The 23,145-nt window shown below is 47.3% G+C and carries 25 protein-coding genes and 1 tRNA gene; 20 read left to right on the forward strand and 6 right to left on the reverse strand.

The window, feature by feature from the left end:
* Nucleotides 1–49 precede the first annotated feature (49 nt).
* The 5 genes from fdhE (at nt 50) to ACESOH_RS04855 (ending at nt 5,266) form a co-directional block, all read left to right on the forward strand.
* A complete protein-coding gene (fdhE, locus tag ACESOH_RS04835) occupies nt 50–967 on the forward strand; it encodes a formate dehydrogenase accessory protein FdhE (RefSeq protein ID WP_373100073.1) in 918 nt (305 codons plus the stop codon).
* A 185-nt stretch (nt 968–1,152) separates the two neighbouring features.
* Nucleotides 1,153–1,968, forward strand: coding sequence for a pyridoxal phosphatase (locus ACESOH_RS04840; protein ID WP_373100075.1), 816 nt, complete (start codon nt 1,153–1,155; stop codon nt 1,966–1,968).
* Nucleotides 1,969–2,421: 453 nt separating this feature from the next.
* Nucleotides 2,422–3,408 carry a TRAP transporter substrate-binding protein gene (locus ACESOH_RS04845; RefSeq protein WP_373100077.1) on the forward strand — a complete coding sequence of 329 codons (987 nt, stop codon included), beginning with the start codon at nt 2,422–2,424 and terminating at the stop codon, nt 3,406–3,408.
* A gap of 20 nt (nt 3,409–3,428) precedes the next feature.
* The gene (locus ACESOH_RS04850; RefSeq protein WP_032092735.1) at nt 3,429–3,989 is read left to right on the forward strand and encodes a TRAP transporter small permease; all 561 of its coding nucleotides are present in this window, start codon (nt 3,429–3,431) and stop codon (nt 3,987–3,989) included.
* Nucleotides 3,986–5,266, forward strand: coding sequence for a TRAP transporter large permease (locus ACESOH_RS04855; protein ID WP_032092736.1), 1,281 nt, complete (start codon nt 3,986–3,988; stop codon nt 5,264–5,266). The genes ACESOH_RS04850 and ACESOH_RS04855 overlap by 4 nt, the downstream gene beginning before the upstream one ends.
* 250 nt (nt 5,267–5,516) lie before the next feature.
* Here the strand turns inward: ACESOH_RS04855 and ACESOH_RS04860 are convergent.
* A tRNA-Ser gene (locus ACESOH_RS04860) sits at nt 5,517–5,606 on the reverse strand.
* 199 nt (nt 5,607–5,805) lie between these two features.
* On the opposite strand from ACESOH_RS04860, the gene ACESOH_RS04865 reads away from it, so the two are divergent.
* The 6 genes from ACESOH_RS04865 to ACESOH_RS04890 all read left to right on the forward strand — a co-directional run bounded on the left by ACESOH_RS04865 (nt 5,806) and on the right by ACESOH_RS04890 (nt 10,449).
* Nucleotides 5,806–6,468: a Bax inhibitor-1/YccA family protein gene (locus tag ACESOH_RS04865; RefSeq protein ID WP_032092737.1), complete on the forward strand. Its 663-nt coding sequence runs from the start codon at nt 5,806–5,808 to the stop codon at nt 6,466–6,468.
* An 81-nt stretch (nt 6,469–6,549) separates the two neighbouring features.
* Nucleotides 6,550–6,879 carry a TusE/DsrC/DsvC family sulfur relay protein gene (locus ACESOH_RS04870; protein ID WP_032092738.1) on the forward strand — a complete coding sequence of 110 codons (330 nt, stop codon included), beginning with the start codon at nt 6,550–6,552 and terminating at the stop codon, nt 6,877–6,879.
* Between the two features lie 91 nt (nt 6,880–6,970).
* Nucleotides 6,971–7,852: a metal ABC transporter substrate-binding protein gene (locus tag ACESOH_RS04875; RefSeq protein WP_373100080.1), complete on the forward strand. Its 882-nt coding sequence runs from the start codon at nt 6,971–6,973 to the stop codon at nt 7,850–7,852.
* On the forward strand, nt 7,852–8,781 hold the full coding sequence (locus tag ACESOH_RS04880) for a metal ABC transporter ATP-binding protein (RefSeq protein ID WP_373100082.1): 930 nt from the start codon (nt 7,852–7,854) through the stop codon (nt 8,779–8,781). The genes ACESOH_RS04875 and ACESOH_RS04880 overlap by 1 nt, the downstream gene beginning before the upstream one ends.
* Nucleotides 8,775–9,632 carry a metal ABC transporter permease gene (locus ACESOH_RS04885; RefSeq protein ID WP_373100084.1) on the forward strand — a complete coding sequence of 286 codons (858 nt, stop codon included), beginning with the start codon at nt 8,775–8,777 and terminating at the stop codon, nt 9,630–9,632. The genes ACESOH_RS04880 and ACESOH_RS04885 overlap by 7 nt, the downstream gene beginning before the upstream one ends.
* Nucleotides 9,625–10,449 carry a metal ABC transporter permease gene (locus ACESOH_RS04890; RefSeq protein WP_373100086.1) on the forward strand — a complete coding sequence of 275 codons (825 nt, stop codon included), beginning with the start codon at nt 9,625–9,627 and terminating at the stop codon, nt 10,447–10,449. Before ACESOH_RS04885 ends, ACESOH_RS04890 begins: the two co-directional genes overlap by 8 nt.
* Here ACESOH_RS04890 and ACESOH_RS04895 read toward each other — a convergent pair.
* A complete protein-coding gene (locus ACESOH_RS04895) occupies nt 10,446–10,718 on the reverse strand; it encodes an acylphosphatase (protein ID WP_032092743.1) in 273 nt (90 codons plus the stop codon). The genes ACESOH_RS04890 and ACESOH_RS04895 overlap by 4 nt on opposite strands.
* A gap of 177 nt (nt 10,719–10,895) precedes the next feature.
* Here ACESOH_RS04895 and ACESOH_RS04900 point away from each other — a divergent pair, with 177 nt between their 5' ends.
* The 4 genes from ACESOH_RS04900 to yccS all read left to right on the forward strand — a co-directional run bounded on the left by ACESOH_RS04900 (nt 10,896) and on the right by yccS (nt 14,742).
* A complete protein-coding gene (locus ACESOH_RS04900) occupies nt 10,896–11,552 on the forward strand; it encodes a curli polymerization inhibitor CsgI-related protein (RefSeq protein ID WP_032092744.1) in 657 nt (218 codons plus the stop codon).
* Nucleotides 11,553–11,623: 71 nt separating this feature from the next.
* Nucleotides 11,624–12,082, forward strand: coding sequence for a methylglyoxal synthase (gene mgsA / locus ACESOH_RS04905; RefSeq protein ID WP_373100088.1), 459 nt, complete (start codon nt 11,624–11,626; stop codon nt 12,080–12,082).
* Nucleotides 12,083–12,102: 20 nt separating this feature from the next.
* Nucleotides 12,103–12,549: a YccF domain-containing protein gene (locus ACESOH_RS04910; RefSeq protein ID WP_032092745.1), complete on the forward strand. Its 447-nt coding sequence runs from the start codon at nt 12,103–12,105 to the stop codon at nt 12,547–12,549.
* Nucleotides 12,550–12,564: 15 nt separating this feature from the next.
* On the forward strand, nt 12,565–14,742 hold the full coding sequence (gene yccS / locus ACESOH_RS04915; RefSeq protein WP_373100090.1) for a YccS family putative transporter: 2,178 nt from the start codon (nt 12,565–12,567) through the stop codon (nt 14,740–14,742).
* Here yccS and smrB read toward each other — a convergent pair.
* On the reverse strand, nt 14,728–15,234 hold the full coding sequence (gene smrB / locus ACESOH_RS04920; protein ID WP_373100091.1) for an endonuclease SmrB: 507 nt from the start codon (nt 15,232–15,234) through the stop codon (nt 14,728–14,730). The two genes, yccS and smrB, sit on opposite strands and share 15 nt — an antisense overlap.
* 95 nt (nt 15,235–15,329) lie before the next feature.
* Between smrB and prmB the strand changes: the two genes are divergently transcribed.
* The 4 genes from prmB to ACESOH_RS04940 all read left to right on the forward strand — a co-directional run bounded on the left by prmB (nt 15,330) and on the right by ACESOH_RS04940 (nt 18,764).
* Nucleotides 15,330–16,307, forward strand: coding sequence for a 50S ribosomal protein L3 N(5)-glutamine methyltransferase (gene prmB / locus ACESOH_RS04925; RefSeq protein WP_373100093.1), 978 nt, complete (start codon nt 15,330–15,332; stop codon nt 16,305–16,307).
* 223 nt (nt 16,308–16,530) lie between these two features.
* Nucleotides 16,531–17,169, forward strand: a complete 639-nt coding sequence (locus ACESOH_RS04930) for a nucleoside recognition domain-containing protein (RefSeq protein ID WP_032092748.1) — start codon at nt 16,531–16,533, stop codon at nt 17,167–17,169.
* The gene (locus tag ACESOH_RS04935) at nt 17,166–17,627 is read left to right on the forward strand and encodes a YjiG family protein (RefSeq protein ID WP_032092749.1); all 462 of its coding nucleotides are present in this window, start codon (nt 17,166–17,168) and stop codon (nt 17,625–17,627) included. The genes ACESOH_RS04930 and ACESOH_RS04935 overlap by 4 nt, the downstream gene beginning before the upstream one ends.
* A 15-nt stretch (nt 17,628–17,642) precedes the next feature.
* Nucleotides 17,643–18,764 carry a M20/M25/M40 family metallo-hydrolase gene (locus tag ACESOH_RS04940; RefSeq protein WP_373100096.1) on the forward strand — a complete coding sequence of 374 codons (1,122 nt, stop codon included), beginning with the start codon at nt 17,643–17,645 and terminating at the stop codon, nt 18,762–18,764.
* An 85-nt stretch (nt 18,765–18,849) separates the two neighbouring features.
* On the opposite strand, the gene ACESOH_RS04945 is transcribed toward ACESOH_RS04940, so the two are convergent.
* Genes ACESOH_RS04945 through ACESOH_RS04955 form a run of 3 tightly spaced genes read right to left on the reverse strand, consistent with a single transcriptional unit; the run spans nt 18,850 to nt 20,843 of the window.
* Nucleotides 18,850–19,179: a branched-chain amino acid transporter permease gene (locus ACESOH_RS04945; RefSeq protein ID WP_032092751.1), complete on the reverse strand. Its 330-nt coding sequence runs from the start codon at nt 19,177–19,179 to the stop codon at nt 18,850–18,852.
* Nucleotides 19,180–19,908 (reverse strand): azaleucine resistance protein AzlC, encoded by a 729-nt coding sequence (gene azlC, locus ACESOH_RS04950; RefSeq protein ID WP_373100097.1) that lies wholly within the window; start codon nt 19,906–19,908, stop codon nt 19,180–19,182.
* 8 nt (nt 19,909–19,916) lie between these two features.
* Nucleotides 19,917–20,843 carry a LysR family transcriptional regulator gene (locus ACESOH_RS04955; protein ID WP_373100099.1) on the reverse strand — a complete coding sequence of 309 codons (927 nt, stop codon included), beginning with the start codon at nt 20,841–20,843 and terminating at the stop codon, nt 19,917–19,919.
* 357 nt (nt 20,844–21,200) lie between these two features.
* Here ACESOH_RS04955 and ACESOH_RS04960 point away from each other — a divergent pair, with 357 nt between their 5' ends.
* The gene (locus ACESOH_RS04960; RefSeq protein WP_032092754.1) at nt 21,201–23,114 is read left to right on the forward strand and encodes an FTR1 family iron permease; all 1,914 of its coding nucleotides are present in this window, start codon (nt 21,201–21,203) and stop codon (nt 23,112–23,114) included.
* Nucleotides 23,115–23,145 lie beyond the last annotated feature (31 nt).

Consider the following 23,145-nt stretch of genomic DNA (forward strand, 5'->3'; position numbering starts at 1 on the left):
ATAAATTTTTAAATTTTTCACCGCACTTTCTTTTAATATAAAGACAATTATGGCAATCCGAATTTTACCCGAAGCAGAAATTCAAAAGGCGACTGACTCCTACCAGCGCCCTGCGTTACTGTTTTCGAATCCGAAAAATATCTATTCCCGCCGCGCCGCACGCTTAAAAGCGCTGGCGGAAAATCATCCGTTGGCGGATTATCTCAACTTCGCCGCCACCGTCGCGGAGGCCCAGCTGGATGTGTTAAATACCCTGCCGCTGGCAAAAGATCAGCTGACAAATCAAACATTAGCGCAATATGTGCCGCTCAATACCGCCACTTGGCAGCGTGATCCCTATTGGATTAAAGCGCTGCACGCCCTGCTCGCCCGCTTGAAAAGGGAGGCAAATGAGACGGTTAAAGACGTCATCGAAAGCCTTGAACAGTGCTCCGATGATGCGCTGGAACAAATGGCCGATGCGCTGTTGGCGCAAAATCTGTCCGAACAGCTTGCCGATAAGGCGGTGTTTCTCTGGGCGGCATTATCCCTGTACTGGGCACAACTCACCGAGCAAATTCCGCACGGGCATAATTTAGAAAATACGCAGCAACTGCATCACTGTCCGGTTTGCGGCTCGGCGCCGGTATCCAGTCTGGTCCATTTCGGTGCGTCACAAGGTTTGCGTTATCTTCATTGTTCCCTGTGCGAAAGCGAATGGAACGTCATGCGCGCGCAATGCACAAACTGCGCGCAGGACGGTAACGTCTCCTATTGGACATTAGATAACGAAATGGCGGCGGTGCGCGCGGAAAGCTGCGGCGACTGCAATAGTTATCTGAAAATTCTCTTTCAGGAAAAAGATCACAATGTGGAACCGGTGGCAGACGATTTGGCGGCGATTTTTCTGGATATCGAACTGGAAGAAAAAGGCTTTGCACGAAGCGGTCAGAACCCGTTTATGTTCTCTGCCGCAGACACGAAATAACACGCCGGATAGCCCGCATCATCCACCGTTATAACCGAGCCCAAAAGCTGCCTCCGCTGGCAAATCGGAGGCAGCGCCGAGATAAAATGCCCGCCGATTAACCGCCTGTTTGCCGGTTTTTGGTTTATTTTCAGTAACAAAGCCTCTATACTTGTACTATTGTGAAACATAAGAGAGAGGAAAACATGACATTTCAGGCCATTGCTTTTGACCTTGACGGCACCTTATTAAACAGCCAGGGACAGATTTTAACTTCAAGCCAACGCGCCATTCAAAACGCCCGTGAAAAAGGCATTAAAATTATTTTAGTTACCGGGCGCCATCACACCGCCGCTCGCCCTTATCATTATCAATTGGGCTTAGATACCCCGATTATCTGCTGTAACGGCACCTATATTTACGATGTCGAAACGGACAGTATGCCGATTGCCAATCCGCTGTCCAAGGCTCAGGCGGCGCAGGTTATTGAAGTGGCGGAAAAATACGGTACGCATTTATTAATGTATTCCCGTGATGCGATGAATTACCTGCAACTTAATGATCATATGAGAAAATTCAGCCAATGGGTAGCCGGCTGTCCCGAATCCGTACGCCCTCACCTTCAGCAAGTGCAGGATTTCCGTCAGCTGCTGGAAAAAGACAATGAGGTGATCTGGAAATTTGTCGTCAGCCATCCGGATCGAGCTGTTATGGAACAAACGGTTGCGGCACTGCCGGCAGCAGATTTCAGCTGCGAATGGTCTTGGATAGACCGCGTCGATATTGCCAAAAACGGTAACAGTAAAGGCAGACGTCTGCTTGAATTACTGAATACATGGAAAATCGATCCGAGAAACGTTATTGCCTTCGGTGATAATCATAATGATATCAGCATGCTGACTTCCGCCGGACTGGGGATCGCCATGGGCAATGCCGAACCGGCCGTCAAACAGCAAGCCACTCTGGTTACGCTATCCAATGATGAAGACGGAATCGCCGCCGCACTGGCCGAACATCTTTAATTATTATTCCCCGGTAAAAGCCGTAAGTATAATACTTACGGCTTTTTTACAGATGATAAAAAATATAACGTTATTCATCATTCTCTATCCTCGCTTAAATTTTTATTGCCCAAACAAACTGTCCGATAATAAAGCGCCGTAACATTTCCCATTAAATGAAATAAAAGTTAATAAGCTGAACATTTGATATATTAAATTTCAATCCCTTTACAAAAGTTCAGCAGTAAATATTTTTACTTCGTTTATCAAAAACCTGAAATTTGTGATTAATCTCACGATTTTTAGATCTTTTTATTAAATCCATGTGAGATCGATCATATATTCAGGGATTCCTATATTGAGCAAATAATCATTATTTGTTAGTTTGTTCAAAATAATATTAATAAGGAAGCCCACATTGCGATAAACGGATTTATTTAACATTTCTATCTGCATAAGCTAAAGGAGATTGATATGAAAATGAAGTTAATCAGACACCTCGCCATATTAATGGCACTCCCTATGATTGGCTTTTCTGCTCAGGCAAAAGAGCTGATTGTCTCAACCACTGCCAGCGCCGGATCTTTACAATACAATACCACCCAGCATTTTGTTGATACGGCAAACGAAAAATTATCCGCCGTAAAATCCGATTACCAGCTCAAATTTTTTGGTTCAGGCCAGCTGGGTTCCGATAAAGATACTCAGCAGAAATTAAAACTGGGTACGATTAATATCGCTTTATTATCATCCACCTTAGCAACCAATATTCCTCAAATGGCTATTTTTGAATTACCGTTTCTGATCACCAACCGCGCGCAATTAGCTAAAGTCGAAAGCGAGGTGTTTTATCCTTATATTGCGCCGGAAGCGGAGAAAAAAGGTTATAAAATTATCGGATTATGGGAAAACGGATTTCGAAATATTACCAATAACAGCCGCCCGATTAATAAACCGGAAGATTTAAAAGGTTTGAAAATCCGCACGCCGAACAGTTCATGGCGGTTAAAAATGTTTAAAGCCTGGGGCGCAAATCCGACACCGATTCCGTTCGGTGATGTATTTATCGGGTTAAGAACCGGTGTAATAGACGGTCAGGAAAATCCGCTCACCAATATTTATGCCGCAAAATTACAGGAAGTACAAAAATATCTGAGTATGACTAACCATGTTTATTCTCCGGCTTATTTAACCGCCGGAACGCAGTCATATAAAAAACTGCCGGCAGAGGTCAAAGAAATTATTGAAGCTGCGGCAAAAGAAGCGCAATCATGGGCGTATCATGAAGCGGAACAATTGGATAAACAGTTGGAAATGAAGCTCACCGAAAGCGGTATGCACTTAAATGTCGTTGATATTTCAGCCTTTATTGACGCCAGTAAACCGATTTATCAGGAATTTACAACCGAAGTGCCTAACGGTAAGTTCTTATTGGAAAAAACTCAAGACGCGATTAAATAATACACATTGGGATCATACTTATGGAAAGATTATTTAATGTCGTGAAGAAAATTCTAACCATCATTTCTTCATTAATTCTGGTCGCGTTGGCAATAATCATTATCCTGTCCATTTTCAGCCGCTTTTTCGGTGTGTCGCTGCATTGGTATGATGAAATTGCGGCGATTTTGCTCGCTTGGCTCACCTTTTACGGCGGGGCATTATGCGCTATTAATCGCAGCCATATGGGATTCGGCAATCTGGTCGCCTCAATGCCGCTTGCGCTGAAAAAAGCGGTATTCGTTTTAAATGAAATCATTATTATCGGTTTCTTTGCCCTGCTGGCATGGGCCGGTTTTTACATTTTATCCGTTTTCGGCGAAGAAACGCTGACCAGTCTTGATTTTATACCGTTAGCGGTCACCCAATCCGCCTTACCGATCGGTTGCGTATTATTCATTATTGCGGAGCTGTTATCCATGCCAAAAGCATTTCATGCGATCATGGCGGGTAAAACGCAAGACGATGAAGAAATCGAACAAGCACTAAAAGACGTCACCGACAGTGCGGATATGCAAATGGCTAAGGAGAAAATACAATGATTGCATTTTTAGTGTTAATCGGCTTAATTTTACTCGTTATGATCAACGTGCCGATTGCGGTTGCCATCGGCGTGGTCTCCGTGCTGGGCATGTTAGCCACAAACAGCTTCGATTCCGTTTATAATATCGCATTATCGATTTTTGACGGTGCCGCCAACTTTTCCTTATTGGCCATTCCCCTCTTTATCTTAGCCGGCACCTTAATGAATACCGGGGGCATTTCGGTCAGGCTGATCAATTTTGTTAATGCTATTATCGGTTTTATTCGCGGCGGACTGGCGATGGTTAATGTCGGGGTCTCGATGATTTTTGCCGAAATCTCCGGTTCTTCCGTGGCGGATGTTGCGGCATTGGGGTCGATTTTAATTCCGGCAATGAAAAAACGGGGTTATAAAGCGACCTTTTCTGCCGCCGTAACCTCTTCCTCCGCCTCACTGGCGGTGATTATTCCGCCGTCACTACCAATGATTATTTACGGCGCCATGGCCGATGTATCGATTTCCAAGCTCTTTATTGCCGGCTTAGCCGCCGGCGGACTGGCATCCATCGGCATGTTTATGGTCTGTTACTATTACGCGGTGAAATACAATTTACCGCGGGAAGAATCCTTTAGCCTGCGTAAATTGTGCGAATCCTTTAAAGACGCCATCTGGGCATTAACCCTACCGGCAATTATTTTAGGCGGTATCATCAGCGGTTTCACCACCGCCACGGAAGCCGCCGGACTAGCCGTATTGCTGGCATTGATCATCGGTTTCTTTATCTATAAAGAGCTTACTTTCGCTTCTTTCCGTAAAGCGGTGGTAGAAAGCGTGAACGGTACTTCCGTTGTGATGTTATTGGTAGCGACTTCCGCCGCCTTGGGATTATTTCTGACCGAGCAGGAAGTTCCTCAGCATATGGCATCCGCGATTTTAGGCATCTCGGATAATAAATATATCGTACTCATGATGCTGAATATGATGTTATTTATTATCGGCATGTTCCTGCACGGTGCCGCCGCCATTATTCTGGTCGTGCCGATTGTAATGCCGCTTATCGCCCAATTGGGTATCGACCCGATTCATTTCGGCATTATCCTCACCTTAAATATCGCCGTGGGACAACAAACGCCTCCGGTGGCCAGCGTACTCATTACGGCTTCATCAATCGCTAAAAAAGATATCTGGAGCGTCACCAAAGACAACCTGTGGTTTATTTTAGTGTTGTTGTTTACATTAATGGCGGTCACTTATATCCCGGCCTTAACCGTGGGAATGGTCAATCTGTTGTACTAAAATAGATGCTTAACATCACCTCATAATATATGGGGTGATAATTTTGTCTTTTTTATTGCCAATATATTTCCGACGAATGTTGCAAAAACGCTGAAATTTTTCACCGCACTTTTAGCGCAATAAGGTTCATCAAGCTCATTTTTAAACCCGATTGAAACAGCCGCCAAAATGCAAGAAGGAAAGAAAAAGTGGAAAATAAAAAACTGCAAGCGCTTGGGTTTAATCCCTTTCTGCTTACAGTTTAATAAAATGGCGGAGGAAGTGAGATTTGAACTCACGGAGGGCGTAAACCCTCGCCGGTTTTCGAAACCGGTGCCTTCGACCGCTCGACCATTCCTCCATGCGATTTGGCAAAATATAGTACAGATAAGGTCGCGAGTAAATCAAAAAATCATATTTAGTCTATTAAAAGCTGATAATTTATTCGTTTCGGGTGAATTTCAAACAACAGCAATGAAAAAGATGCCGCCGATACATTGACTTTTAATAGGTTAACCAGTACTTTATGGCAATGTATTGATTATTACACAGGAGATTTTATGCAATCACGAATTATTGTTGACACCAGAGAAGCATCGGTTTTAGCAACCAATAAAGTATTACGGAATACCTATTTTCTGCTTGCTTTAACATTGACTTTCTCCGCTCTCGTGGCTTTTGCGGCAATGGCATTTAATCTGCCGCCGTTGCATTACGGTATTTTATTGATCGGTTTTTATGGATTGCTGTTTCTAAACAACGCCTTGGCTAATAGCGCATGGGGTATTCTGTCCACATTTGCGCTGACCGGATTTCTGGGTTATTCCCTCGGTCCGATATTAAACGCTTATGTCGGCGCAGGATTAGGTGAGCTGATCGTTTTCGCCCTTGCCGGTACTGCAGCGGTATTTTTTGCCTGCTCCGCTTATGTTTTAACCACCAAAAAAGATATGTCATTCCTATCCGGCATGATGTTTACCCTTTTCATCGTGCTGATTGTCGGAATGATTGCAAGTTTCTTCTTTAATATGCCGGGATTTTATGTCGCGTTAAGCGCATTATTTATCGTGTTCTCCAGTATGGCGATTTTATATGAAACCAGCAATATTGTGCACGGCGGCGAAACCAATTATATTCGTGCCACAGTCAGTTTATACGTATCGCTGTATAATATTTTCGTCAGTTTGCTAAACTTACTGCGTATTTTTGGCAGCGACGATTAGTTATCGGTTCAATAGGTAAATTCAACGCCCCTTTACAGGGGCGTTTCCGTATAATAACCACATTCAGCACAGTGTAAAATTATGTTAATCGTAAATGAGTTACAAATTGCAACGGATTCGGAAGGCTATCTGCTTGATCTGAACCAATGGTGTCCTGAGGTGGCGTTGGCCATCGCACAGCAGGAAAATCTGACATTAACCGACGCCCACTGGGAAGTTATTCACTTCGTGCGGGCGTTTTATCAGGAATATAAAACCTCCCCGGCAATCCGAATGTTAGTTAAAGCCATGGCACAAAAACTGGGAGAAGAGAAAGGAAACAGCCGCTATCTACAGCGCCTTTTTCCGGACGGGCCGGCAAAACAGGCCACCAAACTGGCCGGCTTACCGAAACCGGCAAAATGCCTGTAATTTAAAATTTGATAATCATTATCATTTACAACAAATTAATAACCCTATATAATGTGCCGGCACTTAACAACTTATATTTAAAGGAGAAATTATGTCACGCTTATTGCTATTGATTAGTGCCGCATTGTTTACATTGTTCAGCCTGCCGGGCTATGCCAAGTTTAAGGTCGTCACCACATTCACCATTATTCAGGATATTGCACAGAATATCGCCGGTGATGCCGCGACGGTCGAATCCATTACGAAACCCGGCGCGGAAATTCATGATTATGAACCCACTCCGAAAGATATTGTAAAAACCCAATCCGCGGATCTGGTCTTATGGAACGGTTTAAATCTGGAACGCTGGTTCGAACGTTTCTTCCAGAATGTTCAGGATAAACCTTCCGTTGTCGTCACCGAAGGGATTACACCGATTTCAATTTTTGAAGGCCCCTATAAAAACGCCCCGAATCCGCACGCCTGGATGTCGCCGACCAACGCGTTAATTTATATTGAAAACATTAAAAACGCATTGGTGAAATACGATCCGCAAAATGCCGATACTTATCGCCGCAATGCAGAAAATTATGCCCAGCAAATCAAAGCATTGGATGAGCCGCTACGCAAAAAACTGACGCAGATCCCGCAGCAGCAACGCTGGCTGGCGACCAGCGAAGGCGCATTCAGCTATCTGGCGCAGGATTACGGTTTGCAGGAAGTGTATTTATGGCCGATTAATGCGGAACAGCAAGGCACCCCGCAGCAAGTGCGTCATATGATCGATCTGGTGAAAAAACATCATATTCCGGTTGTCTTCAGCGAAAGCACCATTTCGCCAAAACCGGCACAACAAGTAGCAAAAGAAAGCGGTGCGAAATACGGCGGTGTGCTTTATGTGGATTCCTTATCCGCCGCCGACGGCCCGGTACCGACATACATCGATTTACTCAATACCACCGTCACCACCATTGTAAAAGGATTTGAAAAATAATGTCGTCTCAAACCCCAGCTTCGATTTCGGTTGAAAACGTAACAGTACGTTACAACAACGGTCATACTGCCATTCATGATGTCTCCTTTGAATTGCAGGGCGGCACGACCTGTGCCTTGGTTGGGGTGAACGGCAGCGGAAAATCCACCCTGTTTAAAAGCCTGATGGGATTAATCAAACCGCAGCAAGGTACCATTCGGTTATGCGGTTTGCCTATCTCTCAGGCGTTAAAGCAGAACATGGTGGCCTATGTCCCGCAAAGCGAAGATGTGGACTGGCAGTTTCCCGTGTCGGTTTACGACGTTGTGATGATGGGACGTTACGGCTATATGAATTTCCTGCGGATACCGAAAATCCTGGATAAACAGGAAGTTCAGCGCGCTATGCAGCGGCTGGGTATCGAACACTTGGCAGCGCGGCAAATCGGTGAGCTGTCGGGCGGTCAGAAAAAACGGGTATTTCTCGCCCGCGCGCTGGCGCAGCAAAGCCGTATTATTTTACTGGACGAACCCTTTACCGGCGTGGACGTGCAAACAGAAAACGCCATCATGGATTTATTGGCGCAGTTACGCACCGAAGGGTATCTCATTTTAGTTTCCACCCATAATTTAGGTTCCGTTCCCGATTATTGTGATCAAGTGGTAATGATCAACCGCACCGTACTGGCAAAAGGCAGCACGGAAACCACCTTCACCCAACAGCACCTTGAATTGGTGTTCGGCGGTGTGCTGCGTAATGTTAAACTGCTGGGACGCGATCTGCATGATGATGAAGACAGCCGTTCAGTGACCGTATTAACGGATGATGAATTGCCGGCGGTGTTTTACGGGCAGACGAAAAATGATCCGCCGGCGCCGATCACGAAAGAACATCCGGCCGGGACGGAGCATGACAAAAGCCGGTCGGCTAAGGAAAACCCCGCATGTTAGCGACGTTACTCGAACCGTTTTCCTACGACTATATGTTAAAAGCGCTGATTTTAAGCGCCACCGTAGGGGGAATCTGCGCATTCTTGTCCGCCTATTTAATGCTGAAAGGCTGGTCGCTGATCGGCGATGCCCTTTCTCATTCCGTGGTTCCCGGTGTGGCCATTGCTTATTCACTTGCCCTGCCCTATGCGCTGGGCGCATTTTTTGCCGGAATTTTAGCCGCACTTTCGATTCTGTGGATCAAATCCATTTCAAAATTGCGCGAAGACGCCATTATCGGCTTTATCTTCACCACCTTTTTCGCCATCGGATTGCTCATCATCTCGTTAAATCCGACCTCGGTCAACGTACAGGAAATTATTTTAGGCAACATTCTCGGTATTGCCGACGAAGACATTATTCAGGTTGCCATTATTATTGCAATTTGTCTGGTTTTACTGCTGATCTTCTGGAAAGATCTTTTATTGGTATTCTTTGATGAAACCCATGCCGCTTCCGTCGGGTTATCGCCGTTTTATTATAAACTGCTGTTTTTCGTCTTACTCAGCGCCTGCGTGGTCGCCGCCCTACAGACTGTCGGCGCCATCTTGGTCATCGCCATGGTGATCACTCCCGGCGCAACGGCATATTTATTAACCGATCGTTTTAAAACGCTGGTCGCTATCGCCGTCTCGCTCGGCATTGTTACCAGCGCACTGGGGGTTTATGTCAGCTACTATCTGGATGGCGCCACCGGGGGATTAATTGTCTGTTTTCAGACCGCACTTTTTCTTATGGCTTTTTTGTTCTCGCCTAAATACGGTTTACTCGCACAAAAACGCCCGGTCACACAGGCGGTGTCGCATGAATAATATCCTCGACTGGTTTCTTGAACCCTTTGCCTACCCTTTCATGCAAAACGCGCTGTTAACCGCGCTTATCGTGGCGATTATCTGCGCCGTGCTGTCCTGTTATCTGATTCTGAAAGGCTGGGCGCTGATGGGCGATGCCGTTTCCCATGCGGTGCTGCCCGGTATCGTACTTGCCTATTTACTCGGCCTGCCGCTTGCCGTCGGCGCCTTTGCCTCCGGTCTGACCTGTGCGTTAAGCATCGGCTATTTAAAAGAAAACAGCCGCATTAAAGAAGATACCGTGATGGGGATTGTCTTTTCCGGCATGTTTGCATTAGGTCTGGTGCTGTTTACTAAAGTGGATACCGATCAGCATCTTATGCATATCCTGTTCGGCAATCTGCTCGGCGTCAGTTCAGCCGAATTATGGCAGACCTTTATCACGGCCGGCCTGATTTTACTTCTCATCTTACTGAAAAGACGGGATTTTCTGCTTTATTGTTTTGATCCCAGCCATACCCGTGTTGCCGGCCTGTCTCCGCGTCTGTTGCATTACGGCTTACTCATCTTACTGGCGCTCACCATTATCAGCGCAATGCAGGTAGTCGGCGTGATTCTGGTGGTGGCGATGCTGATTTCACCGGGTATCACCGCTTACACCCTGAGCAAACGCTTCGATACTATGCTGATCATCGCCGTGTCGGTTTCGATTACCACCAGTATTCTGGGCACTATTATCAGCTATCATATCGACGGTGCGACCGGCGCCTGTATTATCCTGTTACAGGCGGTATTCTTCCTGCTCGCATTATGCTACAGCAAGCTGAAAAACCGTTAATGGCGCACGGAAAACTCGTTAAACGTTTGTTCACCGCTATAATCCTGCTCGATGACACGTTTCACCACGGCGGTGCGCGGCCCTTTTTGCAGCCAGCCGCGTAATGCCTCAAGCTGAGATGGCGAGCCGATTGCCACCACCTGTACGCTGCCGTCGGGCAAATTTCTGACCATACCGCGCACGCCGATTTTAACCGCCTCGCGCCAAGTAAAAAAACGAAAACCGACGCCCTGCACCATGCCATAAACGGTAAATTGTTTCTTTAACATATTTTCCTCCGTCATTTGCTTATCGCCGTTCAACTCAGGTAAAAAAATAAAAATTTTTCCTTGAAAACGAATTTTCCTATTTCCATTTTTCTTAAATTAGAATAGCATACGGCTAACACTTTATCGAATAGAGTGCGTTAGAATTAAAAGACATTATCCCATCATAGAGGAGCAAGTATGAAATTTCGGTTCGCTGCATTGGCTAGCGCAGCTTTATTAACCAGCACGGCAAGCTTTGCAGGTGTTGTGAGCAGCTCATCAAACGTTGATTTTCTGGCTATCGACGGACAAAAAGCAAGTAAATCATTATTAAAATCAGCCAAATCTTTTAATGTTAATGATACTCAAACCCATCAGGTTGTGGTTCGCGTCAGCGAAGTGGTGAAAGCCGGTTCCGATCGTTCATTATTCGAATCCAATCCGGTTATCGTCACCTTCCAAGGTTCGGCCGAAGATATCGTCATCTCCGCGCCGCGCATTGAAACCGAACGTGATGCCGCCGCCTTTAATCAGAAACCGGAAATTATGGTGAAAACCGTATCCGGTAAAGCGATTTCAAACAAGCAGGACACGTTAAAACAGGAAGGCTTTTTGCCGGGCGCCAATTTAATTGAAAATCTTTCCGAATATAACGCTTCCGGTGCAACGGCTTCCGTGCCGTCATTGGCAACCAGTGCGATTCCTGCCGCCGTGCCGGGATTTGCCAAAGCGCAAAAAGGTAAAGTGGTGGTACAGGGCGAAAACGTGGCTGAACAGCAGCTGCAATATTGGTTCCAGCAGGCGGACAAAGACACTCAGGCCCGCTTCCTTGACTGGGCGAAAAAACAAAAATAATTTTTTGTTTTGATGCTTATCTTGATCTTAAAGTGGGCCCGGTTGCTCACTTTTTTATTATGGAGACCGCTATGCAAACCACTACCCGCCAATTAGCGCCAGTCAAACACATTGCGCTGGTCGCCCATGATCACTGTAAACAGGATCTGATAAACTGGTGTAAAAACAACCGCACTTTATTGCATCCGCATCAACTGTACGCCACCGGCACCACCGGCAATCTGATTAATAAAGAAACCGGACTTACCATCACCAGTCTGCTCAGCGGGCCGATGGGCGGCGATCAGCAGCTCGGCGGCTTAATCGCCGAACAGCGCATTGATTTGCTGATTTTCTTCTGGGATCCGATGAATGCGGTGCCCCATGATCCGGATGTCAAAGCGCTGATGCGTATTGCGACCGTCTGGAATATTCCCATTGCGATGAACATGGCCAGTGCCGATTTTATAATAAGCTCGCCTTATTTCAATCAGGCGATCGATATCCGGATTCCCGACTATGCCGATTATCTAAAAGTGCGGTTAAAATAACCGCACCTTAAGGAGAAAATATGGCGTTAATTTTAAATATCCTGAATTTTATCCTCGGCGGCTTTGCCACCACATTAGGCTGGCTGTTCGCCACTTTCGCCAGCGCGCTTTTGATTATCACGCTGCCTTATACCCGCAGCTGCTGGGAAATCACCAAAATGTCGCTGGTGCCGTTCGGTAACGATATCGTTCATGTGAAATACCTTGAACCCACCAGTGCGGTCTGCAATACCGTCGGTTCGGTATTAAACCTGCTGTGGTTTGTGTTATTCGGCTGGTGGCTGTGTTTATTGCATATTATGTCGGGCATTACCCAATGCCTGACCCTGATCGGCATTCCGGTCGGTCTGGCCAACTTTAAACTGGCGGGCATCGCCCTGTTTCCCGTCGGTCAGCGTGTCGTTCCGAAAGAATTTGCCGAACTGCTTCGCCAACAGTACGCGCAGCGCCAGCTTGAAAAGCAATAAGTGAGCAAGATGCGAATGAATAACTGGCTTAATGCAAAAGTCATCGCGACGATTCCCATTTTTATCGCCGTCAATATCGCCGCCGTCAGCGTCTGGTGGCTTGATCTTTCCCAGCAAAGCATGCCGTTGGTGCTGGGCATTATTGCCGGCGGTCTGGTCGATCTGGACAATCGCCTGACCGGGCGGCTGAAAAATATTTTTTTCACCCTGATCGCCTTTTCCATCTCCTCGCTCAGCGTACAGCTTACCTTAGGCAAGGGGGTCGAGTTTACCCTGTTGATGACGGTGCTGACCTTTATCTTCACCATGCTCGGTGCGTTAGGGCAGCGTTACAGCACGATAGCCTTCGGCACGCTGGTCGTTGCGCTTTATACCACGCTGACCTATTTTCCCGGCACCCTGTGGTACCTCAATCCGCTGCTTATTTTATGCGGCACCCTGCTTTACAGCGCGGTGACTATCGTAGTTTACCTGTTTTTCCCCAATCGGCCGGTGCAGGAAAGTGTGGCGCGTTCCTTTATCGCCTTAGCCGAATATCTGGAAACCAAATCGCTGTTTTTTGACCCGGACGATATTGAACAGCTGGAAGACAAACAAATCCGGCTGGCCATGAAAAACAGTAACTTGATTACCGCGTTTAATGCCTGCCGCACCGCGCTGTTCTACCGGATTCGGGGGCAATATCGCCACAGCCGCACCAGTAAAATGATCAAATACTATTTTGCCGCGCAGGAAATTCATGAACGCGTCAATTCCAGCCATTTCGATTATCACATCCTCGCCGAACAATTAAAAAACACGGATCTGATATTCCGCATTCAGCGCCTGCTCGAATTACAGGCGCAGGCCTGCCGCGATATTGCCGCCAGTCTGCAACAGACCCGGACTTACCGTTATGATCCGCGGCTGGAAAAAGCCATTGCCGGGATCAATCAATCTTTAGAGCATTACACCCAATTTAAAACGGCCGAACCGCGACAGCTGATCGGCATCAAAAATCTGATCAATAATCTGCAAGGCGTCGATTGGCAGCTCAAGCATCTGGAACAGGAACAAAGCGCCGATAAAGTGCGGTCGGAAAACGCACAGATTCATACGGAACAGATTACCGGGTTAAAAAATATCCGGCTTGCCATTGTCAGTCATTTGAGCTTTGATTCACAGCTGTTTCGGCATGCCGTCCGCTTATCCATCGTCGTGTTTATTGCCTGCGCAATCGTTGAATTTTTTCAACTGGATCGCGGTTATTGGATTTTGCTTACCGCGGTGTTCGTCTGCCAGCCAAATTATTCCGCCACCAAATTACGCCTTAAACAACGCATCATCGGCACGATTTTAGGCGTGATTGTCGGTTCGCTGCTGCCTTATACCCAGCCGACCATCGAATTACAGCTCGGCTTAATCGTTGCCACCAGCGCGCTGTTCTTCTTTTTCAGAACCAATAATTACAGTTTTTCCACCTTTTTTATTACATTGCAGGTGCTCATCAGCTTTGATGTTATCGGTTTCGATATTCACACGGCCATGTATTCCCGCCTGCTGGATACCTTAATCGGCGCCTTTATCGCCTGGCTTGCGGTGTCCTATTTATGGCCGGATTGGAAATATCTGCAACTGAATAAAGTGATTCGTCAGGCGATTAAAAGCGATGCGCGGTATTTACTGCATATCATCAGCCAATTGCAGTTCGGTAAAAGTGACAATCTGAAATACCGTATTGCCCGGCGTAGAGCCCACGAATATGCCACCGCATTAAGCGCGACCTTATCCAATATGAATAACGAGCCGAAGCGTTATCGGGATTATCTGCAAGAAGGGTTTGAACTGCTGAAGCTGAATTATTCGCTGCTCAGCTATATTTCCGCGCTCGGGGCTTACCGTAACAATATGCAGCGAATGCAGCAGGATATTCGCTTTCTGGCCGAATTTTACCCTATCGCCAAAAAATTAATTTATGCGCTGGAACATATTGAAGAACTGACGCCGGCTCTGTTTGACAAATTACAGCGTAACATTACCGCGGCGTTAAACCAGTTTAATGCCGATCAAAGCGAAAATGTCAACCAATCGGAATTAAGTATTCCGCTCCAGCAGCTGAATCTGATAAGCCAGATTCTGCCGCCGTTATATGCGGCCTTTCAACGTCAATCGCATAGCCACGGCGCTGCACAACCGGCCTCAGACATCCAGTAATACCAGAATCGCCGCATCACCGCCCCATTGTTTCGGCGCCTGATGCAGCGCTCTCACGCGAGGGTGCTGCACCAGCCAACGGGGAATCTGGCGTTTCAGCGTATAAGTGCCATAACCGGTCATCACGCCGGCGCAATAAATATGTTCCTTTTCACAAGCCTGAATCAGCGCCGCCAGTTCGGTTTTCGCCTCTTGTTTGGTTAATCCGTGCAAATCCAGAAAGATCTGCGGCGAAAAATCACCGCGCCGCAGCTGTTTCAGCAAATAGGCATCTTCATTTTCACGCAAATATTTCACCGCACTTTCTTCGCTCAGCAGCGGTTCATACTCATCAGAAAAAAAGAATAAGGTATCCTGCGTTTCGCGTACCGCGCGCATTTCGGCTTTGCGCTTTACATGATTTAGTTTAGGGAGCACGACATTGTTCTGCATCAACGGTTTAACCCCCTTTACCGTTGCGCGAAATAAGGCGATATCTTCATCTTTCAGCATAGTTATCTCTGTTATCATTCAAATCGGGCTTAATCATATCACAGTTATATGATATAAATAGCGCCTGAAAACATAGTAACAAACGGGAATATCCATTGAATACCGCAACATTTAATCAACCGCTTATCGAAACGATCGCTCAAGACCGCCCGCACGACGATCTGCATACCATCAAAGATTTTTTACGCTGGACATACAGCACGTTTAACCGGGCCGATATTTATTACGGCCATGGCTACGATAACGCTTGGGATGAAGCGCAGCAGCTGATTTTCGCCGCATTGCAGGTCGCGCCCGATATGCCGCAGGCGTTATACGACGCCCGGCTTACCCGGTCGGAAAAAACACAACTCATTGAGTTGGTCGTCGCCCGTCTGCAAAAGCGTATTCCCGTGGCCTATCTGACCAATCGCGCATGGTTCTGCGGTCTGGAATTTTATGTTGATGAACGCGTTATTATTCCCCGCTCGCCAATCAGCGCCCTGATACAGGATCGCTTCAGCGGATTACTGAATAAAGAACCGACCCGTATTCTTGATATGTGTACCGGCAGCGGCTGTATCGCCATTGCCTGTGCGCAGCAATTTCCCCATGCGGAAGTCGATGCGGTGGATCTCTCGCTGGATGCCCTGAATGTGGCGGAAATCAATATCGACCAATATCATCTCAACCACCGGGTATATCCGATTCAGTCGAATCTGTTTACCGATTTAGCGACGGATAAATACGATTTGATCGTCACCAATCCACCTTATGTGGATGCCGACGATATTGCCGATATGCCGCAGGAATTTCACTATGAACCGGAAATGGCGCTCGGCTCCGGCCACGACGGGCTGCATATTACCCGACAGATTTTAGCCAGCGCATCGGATTACCTGGCAGACGACGGCATATTGGTATGCGAGGTGGGCAACAGTATGGTGCATCTGAGCGCACAATTCCCGCAGGTTCCTTTTCAGTGGCTCGAACTGAAAAACGGCGGGCTTGGAGTATTTGCCATCAGCCGGGCGAATTTGCTGGCTTACCAAGCCGCATTTAAACAGGCGGTTTGCCAACCGCGCGATATATAAAAGCGATCGGTCACTCAAACCGGAATCACGCATTAAAAAAGCCCTGTAATTTACAGGGCTTTTTTGCGCCATTGCCGCACTCAATCGTGCTCGGCTTTCGTAATTCATTCATTTCTTTCGTTTTTCCCTTCGCCATTTCGTGAAATAAATCACATTTTCTTACCTTATTTTCGCGTATATTGACGTTTAAATCTGATTACCTTACCAATAAAAAGGAGAAACTATGAAAGAAGAAGTCAATCCCAAAATGTTGATCGCAGGCACTATTTCCCTGTTATGCGCCATTATCTTTTTCGGCGGTTTTGCGAAAGACTGGTGGGGCGGTATTTTCGATTTCGGCAAGCTGACCGGACAATTTCCGGAATGGTTGAAAACCGCCGGCGGCTCGAGTGCGAAAGGCGGTTTCTTATTTGCCGTCACCCTGATCCCCAGTGTCATGCTGGCATTAGGCTTTGTGGCGATCTTTGAACATTACGGTGCGCTGGCGGCGGCATCAAAATGGCTAAGCCCGATTTTAAAACCTTTAATGGGCATTCCGGGAGTTTGTTCCATTTCATTAATCGCCAGTACACAAAGCACCGATGCCGGCAGTTCAACCACCAAATTTTTGTACAATGAAAGAAAAATCACCCATAAGGAACTGTTGATTTTTTCCGCCTTTCAATTCAGTGCGGGTGCATTATTAACCAACTTTTTATCTTCTTTTGCGCCGTTATTGCAAGTCAGCGATCAATCCGGCGCTGTTGCACCGGTGTCTATCGCAATGTGTTTAGGCATTATTTTTATTTTCAAAATATTCGGCGCCAATCTGATGCGTTTATATGTGAAAAAATTTGTTAAGGATGATGAGGAAACCGTATGAGCGGCAATGAAACAAAATTAGTCACCGACATCTTCGTCGAAGGGGCCAGAAAAGGCTGGAATATCGCTATTCACAGCACCGTGCCGAACGTGCTGATGGCATTTGTGATTATTTATATTCTCAACACCTCAGGCTTATTAAAATTTATCGGCGAATATATCGGCTTTATTATGGCGCCGTTAGGCTTGCCGGGCGAATCCATCGCCGTTTTTCTGGCCGCATTTTTAAGCTGGGGCGGCGCGGCCGGCGTGTTGGTCGCACTGGTGCAGGAAGGCACCTTAAATGCACAGCATATCGCCATTCTGCTGCCGGGTATGGCGCTGGTCGGCTCAACCGTGCAGTATATGGGCAGAGTGCTGGGCGTTTTGGGCATACCGGGAAAACATTATCCCGCCTTATTCGGTATTTGTCTGATCAATGCTTATCTGGCAATGTTATTAATGCGCTTTATCGTTTAATCAGGAGAACAGATTATGCAAAATGAACAACTGAGCACCTTTCTTGCCGAATTAAAAGAGTTAACCGAGATAGAAAGCCCGACCGCCTCGATTGAAGGAGTAAACCGGGTCGCCGATTGGTTTATCCGCAAAGCGACCGCACAAGGGTTAGCATACCGAAAAATTGCCTTAAACCCCAACGTGGCGGACAGTTTGCTTATCAGCAATAATCCCGATGCGGCGCAGTTCGATATACTTTTTATCGCGCATATGGATACGGTTTTCCCGGTCGGCACGCAACAAGAGGTCCCCTTTACCCGGCAAGGCGATCGAGTCAACGCCTTAGGCGCAATCGACGATAAGTCCGGCGCGTTATTAACCTTTTATCTTCTGCAGGAATTGGATCTGAACCGCTATAACATCGCCGTTTATCTTAACTCGCACGAAGAAATCGGCTCGCTGTACGCCAAAGAAAGTATTCGGCAATATGCGCGCAAATCCCGGTATTGTTTCGTGATGGAACCGGCGCGCGAAGACGGTTCCATGGTGGCGACAAGAAAAGGGGTGATCACCTACGATATCGAATTTCACGGTGTGGCGGCACATGCGGGAAATTGCCCGGAAAAAGGCCGTTCGGCATTGGTGGAAGCGGCCAATTTTATTGTCGAATTCGCCAAACTGAACGATTTTACAGCCGGACATACCTTCAATTGCGTCATCACAAACGGCGGCAGCGCACATAACGTGATTGCGGATTTCGCCTCGCTGACCATTGAAATGCGTTATAAGCAACCCGCTTCGGTCGACTATTTCAATCAGCATTTAAACCGCCTATTAAATAATCCGCGGGTGGAGGGCGTCAGCGCCAAGAAAACCTTAGTCAATGACGAAGCGCCGATGATTGATGAAGTTAATCTGCCGAAAATAAAACGGATTTTCGCTCAGGCGGGAGACGAATTGCAAATACCGGTAAGCTGGGTTGATGCCGGCGGCCTCAGCGACGGCAATATTGCCGCGTCCGTCGGCTGTCCGACCATCGACGGATTAGGCCCGACCGGCGGCAATATGCACGCCAAGACGGAATATCTGGAGATCAATTCCGTGGTGCCGAAATGCAATCTTTTGCTGGCGGTCATTAAAAAACTGTTTTCCGCCTGATTGCCGACAATCCTGCCCGGATGCGATAACGCGCCGGGCAAAAAGTGCGGTGGTTTTTTTGACCGTTTTTATCGTTGCCGCTGCGCTAAACAAACACGCGTTGCACCAGAAACATATATAATCCGGTACCGACCAGCATGGAAAGAAACATGTTCTTTTTCCAGAAATGCAGCAGCAATACGACGGCGCCGGCGATAAAATCCGGTGCGCCGTGATAGCCGGCGGTGAGATCGATATTTTTATAACAATACACCACCAGCATACCGAACATCGCGGCAGGCAGAACTTTGCCCAAATAACGGATATATTCAGGAATCGGGCGGTTAGCCGGAAATACCCAAAACGGCAGCAGGCGGGATAATTGCACGGCCAGCACGGCAACGCCGATTGTGATCACTTGTTCGACGAATGTCATTTACTCCTCCGCCTTTGCCAGTTTTGTTGCCAATTTAGGACGCCGCACGGTTAAAATGCCCCAAATGCCGACTAAAGTCGGGATTAAAAAATGCGCTTTGCCGACCGCGATCAAACAAATCAGCGCCAGCCCTAAGCCCAGCAACGAGCTTTCGTGATTTTTTTCTTTCATCCAGTTTTCGGCGAAAATAATCAGAAACAACGCCGTCATGGCAAATTCCACGCCTTTCAGATCAAGCGGCAAAATGCTGCCGAACAGATTGCCCAAACCGGCGCCGAGAATCCAATAACATTGCAGGTACAGGGTCACAAAAAACATATACCAGCCTTTATCTAAGTGCGGTGGAATTTTCGCCATATAATTGAGCGAAAAACTTTCATCCACCAAGGCGCTGATTAAATACCAGCGCTTTTTCCCGATATGCGCACCGTACTTTTCCAGCATGGATATGCCGTAAAAAATCTGACGGCCGCTCACCATTAAGGTAATCAAAAAAATATGCAGCGGCGCAAAGGACGCCACCAGCGCACCGGCGACAATAAATTCCACCGAACCGGCATAAATTAATGCCGCCATTAACACCGGATACAGCACATTAAAACCGAGGGCTTTCATATATAACCCGTAGGCGATCCCTAAAAACAAAAAGCCGATCATCATCGGCACGGAATAAGGAAACGCCGCTTTTGCCGCCGCCCAAACCGGGCTGACATTTTTTACATCCGACATACTACACACTACGCTAACACAGATAATCCCGGCAAAGTCGAAAAACTTTGTGTTTTCACCGTTTGATAAAAATCATCCACAAACGCCACCTCCGCATCCGCTTCCCGAAACGCGGCGTACAGATTACTGTACAGCCCCTTGTCGGTGATTTGGCGCGCCACCACATAACCGCGATCCAAATAGGGTTTCGCCGCCCAGAACGGTAACGCGGCAATTCCGCGTTTACTGGCCACCAGCTGAATAATCGCAATGGTCAGTTCGCTGGTGCGCCGCACCGGATTAATGCCTTGCGGTTGCAGCACTTTGCGCAACAAATCCAGCATATCGTCCGGCACCGGATAGGTGATCAGCGTTTGATCGATAAAATCTTCCGCCTGCCATACGGCTTTAACCGCTAACGGATGATCCTTTGCACAAAGCCCTACCATTTCATAAGAAAACAACGGTTTATGAATAATGCCCGCGGTCTCCTCAATTTCCGACACTACCGCCCAGTCTGCCCGATGCGTCAGCAGCAAACCGACCGTATCGGTATGAAAACCGGATACAATATCCAGCTCCACCAACGGCCAATCGCGGCGAAAACTATCCATTGCCGGCATCAGCCAGTCAAAGCAGGTGTGGCACTCCACCGCAATCCGCAGCTCGCCCGCCTCGCCCTGCTTGACCCGCGCCAGATCGCGCTCGGCTTCCACCACTTTGGGCAAAATTTCATCGGCCAGTTTAATCAGTCGTTCGCCGGCCGCAGTAAAATGCAGCGGCTGGGTTTTACGCTCAAACAGCGGCAGACCGTATTGATCTTCCAGCAATTTGATTTGGTGGGACAGCGCCGACTGGGTGAGATAAACCCGTTTCGCCGCCAAAGAGACGCTGCCGGTTTCTTTCAGAGCTAATAAGGTCTTCAAATGGCGTAATTCAAGAAAGATCGGTTTCATTAAAAATCATTCGGGGAAGCAAAAAAAGATGGGCGGAATTATACCGAAAAAACCACCGCACTTTAAGCAAAAAAGCGCGTTATATGCCGATAAAGCGCAATCCTTGTCACTATCGTTCATTGTCATAAAAGTGCGGTGGTTTTTTCGGCTGTTTTTCAGCGGCGAATAACCGAGCATGACAGGTCATCGACTGCATGCGGTTCACTAAAAGATAACAATTTAATTAACATTTAATAACAAAAAATGTGGCGATAATCACAAATCGCTAACAACGCCGAGATTTTGCTTGCCAAATAAAATAATCGGAGGATAATCGCAATGAAGATAAGAATTACTTTTATTTAGATTGGAAGTCATATGTCCGCACCTCAGTGTTATCGTTATATCCTCTGTCTTTTCAGTTTCTTTTTTATTTATTCCGCCCATGCGGCTGACAATTACCAGCAATGGGTCGCGGACATTGAACATCGTCTGGATAAAACCGCCGAGCTGTATCAGCAAAATAATATCGACGATGCCCGCACCGAAGTACAAATGGCGTATTTTGAAGTGTTTGAAAATCTGGAAGGTCCGATTCGGATTAATTTTTCCGCCCAAAAAAGTTACCAAATGGAAGCCACGTTCGGCGAAATCCGCAAAATGATCGGTCAGGAAAAGCCGTTCAGCGAAGTAAAAACCAAAATTGACGGGCTGAAAGCCGAATTGCAGGAGGTATTGCCTTCGCTGGCGGAAGGCCACCAGCTGAACGCCTCCGCTCAGCATGAAGTCTATGATCACCCGGATATCGCCCAGCATTGGCAGCAAAGTTTTAAAACTATCGACGATCTTCTGGCGCAGGCCATCAGCGCGTATCAGCAAGGCGACTACGCCGCGGCGAAAAAACAGGTGCAGCAGGCGCAATATGACGGCTATAAAAATTCTGAAATGGAAATGTCTATCCGCCAAAACCGTTCCGCTGCGGTTTCCTCCGCTATCAACCAGCAATTTTACGATTTAATCAAACTCAGCGAACAGCCTGATCAGATCAATGCGCTGGGTTATCAGATTACCCTGTTGCTGCAAGATATTGAAGAGCAGTTACCGAATTTGCCGACCACCCGTGAAAGCCAAGCGGTGAGCGCGCAGAGTGCGCCGCAAAACAGCGACGATAATGTGCCGGATCAGGATTGGGCGCAAGTCGCCGCCGAGGTGAATACGCAAATCCGCCAAGCCATTGCCTTATTTGAGCAAGGCGAAAGCAAAAAAGCCATGCTGGCGGTGCAGGATACTTATTTCGATGTGTTTGAAAACACCGGCATGGAAAACAAAATCGGTTCCCGTGACAGCAACTTCAAAGCACAGCTGGAAGGCTATTTCACCCGTTTGGTCAGCCTGATGAAAGCCGGCGAAAGCAGCGAGAAGTTACATCAGCAGGCGGACGGTTTAGCTCAAGGATTAAGCAAAGCGGTGGAAATGTTACAGGGCGGCGAACAAAGCGATTGGTCGATGTTTATTTACAGCCTGTTGATTATTCTGCGTGAAGGGCTGGAAGCGTTGCTTATCGTCGCGGCTATCGTGGCGTATCTGGTGAAAAACAATCATCAGGATAAGCTGCCGGTCATCAAACAATCCGTTTATGTGGCGTTAATCGCCAGTGTGATCACGGCCGCCGTCTTCCAGCTGCTGTTTTCCAACTCGGGCGCCAGCCGCGAACTGCTTGAAGGCTTTACTATGATGATCGCCGTGGTGATGCTGTTTATGATGAGTTACTGGCTGCTGTCCAAAGTGGAAGCGCAAAACTGGAAGCGTTATCTGGAAGGCAAACTTTCCGCCGCGCTGACCACCGGCTCGTTAATCGGTTTATGGCTGACCAGTTTTCTGGCGGTGTACCGTGAAGGGGCGGAAACCGTGCTGTTCTATTATGCGCTGGCGGGCGATGCGTCAAGTGCGGTCAGTTATTTATATCTTTTCGGCGGTTTTATCGTCGGCGCCCTGCTGCTGGCGGTCTGCTATTTCATTATGCGTTACACCGTGGTCAAACTGCCGTTAAAACCATTTTTTATGTTCACCGGTTCTTTCATGTATTTAATGGCGTTTGTCTTTGCCGGTAAATCGGTGCTGGAATTGATCGAAGGCAAATTATTTGAACCGACGCTGGTTTCAGGCATTCCTGAAATTTCCTGGTTAGGAATTTATCCTTATGTGGAAACGCTGATTCCACAAGCCGTTTTACTGATTGCCGCCGTATTTGCGCTGTGCTATATGAAATATCAAAGCAAAAAATCGGCGTAATTCGTTTCACCACACAATGTACTTACAGGAG

Source organism: Necropsobacter rosorum, assembly GCF_964241405.1.
GTDB classification, from domain to species: Bacteria; Pseudomonadota; Gammaproteobacteria; order Enterobacterales; family Pasteurellaceae; genus Necropsobacter; species Necropsobacter rosorum.

Excerpts from the sequence above, each read along its gene's own strand:
- fdhE (WP_373100073.1), top strand. The coding sequence starts at position 50 with ATGGCAATCCGAATTTTACCCGAAGCAGAAATTCAAAAGGCGACTGAC.
- ACESOH_RS04840 (WP_373100075.1), top strand. The coding sequence starts at position 1,153 with ATGACATTTCAGGCCATTGCTTTTGACCTTGACGGCACCTTATTAAAC.
- ACESOH_RS04845 (WP_373100077.1), top strand. The coding sequence starts at position 2,422 with ATGAAAATGAAGTTAATCAGACACCTCGCCATATTAATGGCACTCCCT.
- ACESOH_RS04850 (WP_032092735.1), top strand. The coding sequence starts at position 3,429 with ATGGAAAGATTATTTAATGTCGTGAAGAAAATTCTAACCATCATTTCT.
- ACESOH_RS04855 (WP_032092736.1), top strand. The coding sequence starts at position 3,986 with ATGATTGCATTTTTAGTGTTAATCGGCTTAATTTTACTCGTTATGATC.
- ACESOH_RS04865 (WP_032092737.1), top strand. The coding sequence starts at position 5,806 with ATGCAATCACGAATTATTGTTGACACCAGAGAAGCATCGGTTTTAGCA.
- ACESOH_RS04870 (WP_032092738.1), top strand. The coding sequence starts at position 6,550 with ATGTTAATCGTAAATGAGTTACAAATTGCAACGGATTCGGAAGGCTAT.
- ACESOH_RS04875 (WP_373100080.1), top strand. The coding sequence starts at position 6,971 with ATGTCACGCTTATTGCTATTGATTAGTGCCGCATTGTTTACATTGTTC.
- ACESOH_RS04880 (WP_373100082.1), top strand. The coding sequence starts at position 7,852 with ATGTCGTCTCAAACCCCAGCTTCGATTTCGGTTGAAAACGTAACAGTA.
- ACESOH_RS04885 (WP_373100084.1), top strand. The coding sequence starts at position 8,775 with ATGTTAGCGACGTTACTCGAACCGTTTTCCTACGACTATATGTTAAAA.
- ACESOH_RS04890 (WP_373100086.1), top strand. The coding sequence starts at position 9,625 with ATGAATAATATCCTCGACTGGTTTCTTGAACCCTTTGCCTACCCTTTC.
- ACESOH_RS04895 (WP_032092743.1), bottom strand. The coding sequence starts at position 10,718 with ATGTTAAAGAAACAATTTACCGTTTATGGCATGGTGCAGGGCGTCGGT.
- ACESOH_RS04900 (WP_032092744.1), top strand. The coding sequence starts at position 10,896 with ATGAAATTTCGGTTCGCTGCATTGGCTAGCGCAGCTTTATTAACCAGC.
- mgsA (WP_373100088.1), top strand. The coding sequence starts at position 11,624 with ATGCAAACCACTACCCGCCAATTAGCGCCAGTCAAACACATTGCGCTG.
- ACESOH_RS04910 (WP_032092745.1), top strand. The coding sequence starts at position 12,103 with ATGGCGTTAATTTTAAATATCCTGAATTTTATCCTCGGCGGCTTTGCC.
- yccS (WP_373100090.1), top strand. The coding sequence starts at position 12,565 with ATGAATAACTGGCTTAATGCAAAAGTCATCGCGACGATTCCCATTTTT.
- smrB (WP_373100091.1), bottom strand. The coding sequence starts at position 15,234 with ATGCTGAAAGATGAAGATATCGCCTTATTTCGCGCAACGGTAAAGGGG.
- ACESOH_RS04930 (WP_032092748.1), top strand. The coding sequence starts at position 16,531 with ATGAAAGAAGAAGTCAATCCCAAAATGTTGATCGCAGGCACTATTTCC.
- ACESOH_RS04935 (WP_032092749.1), top strand. The coding sequence starts at position 17,166 with ATGAGCGGCAATGAAACAAAATTAGTCACCGACATCTTCGTCGAAGGG.
- ACESOH_RS04940 (WP_373100096.1), top strand. The coding sequence starts at position 17,643 with ATGCAAAATGAACAACTGAGCACCTTTCTTGCCGAATTAAAAGAGTTA.
- ACESOH_RS04945 (WP_032092751.1), bottom strand. The coding sequence starts at position 19,179 with ATGACATTCGTCGAACAAGTGATCACAATCGGCGTTGCCGTGCTGGCC.
- azlC (WP_373100097.1), bottom strand. The coding sequence starts at position 19,908 with ATGTCGGATGTAAAAAATGTCAGCCCGGTTTGGGCGGCGGCAAAAGCG.
- ACESOH_RS04955 (WP_373100099.1), bottom strand. The coding sequence starts at position 20,843 with ATGAAACCGATCTTTCTTGAATTACGCCATTTGAAGACCTTATTAGCT.
- ACESOH_RS04960 (WP_032092754.1), top strand. The coding sequence starts at position 21,201 with ATGTCCGCACCTCAGTGTTATCGTTATATCCTCTGTCTTTTCAGTTTC.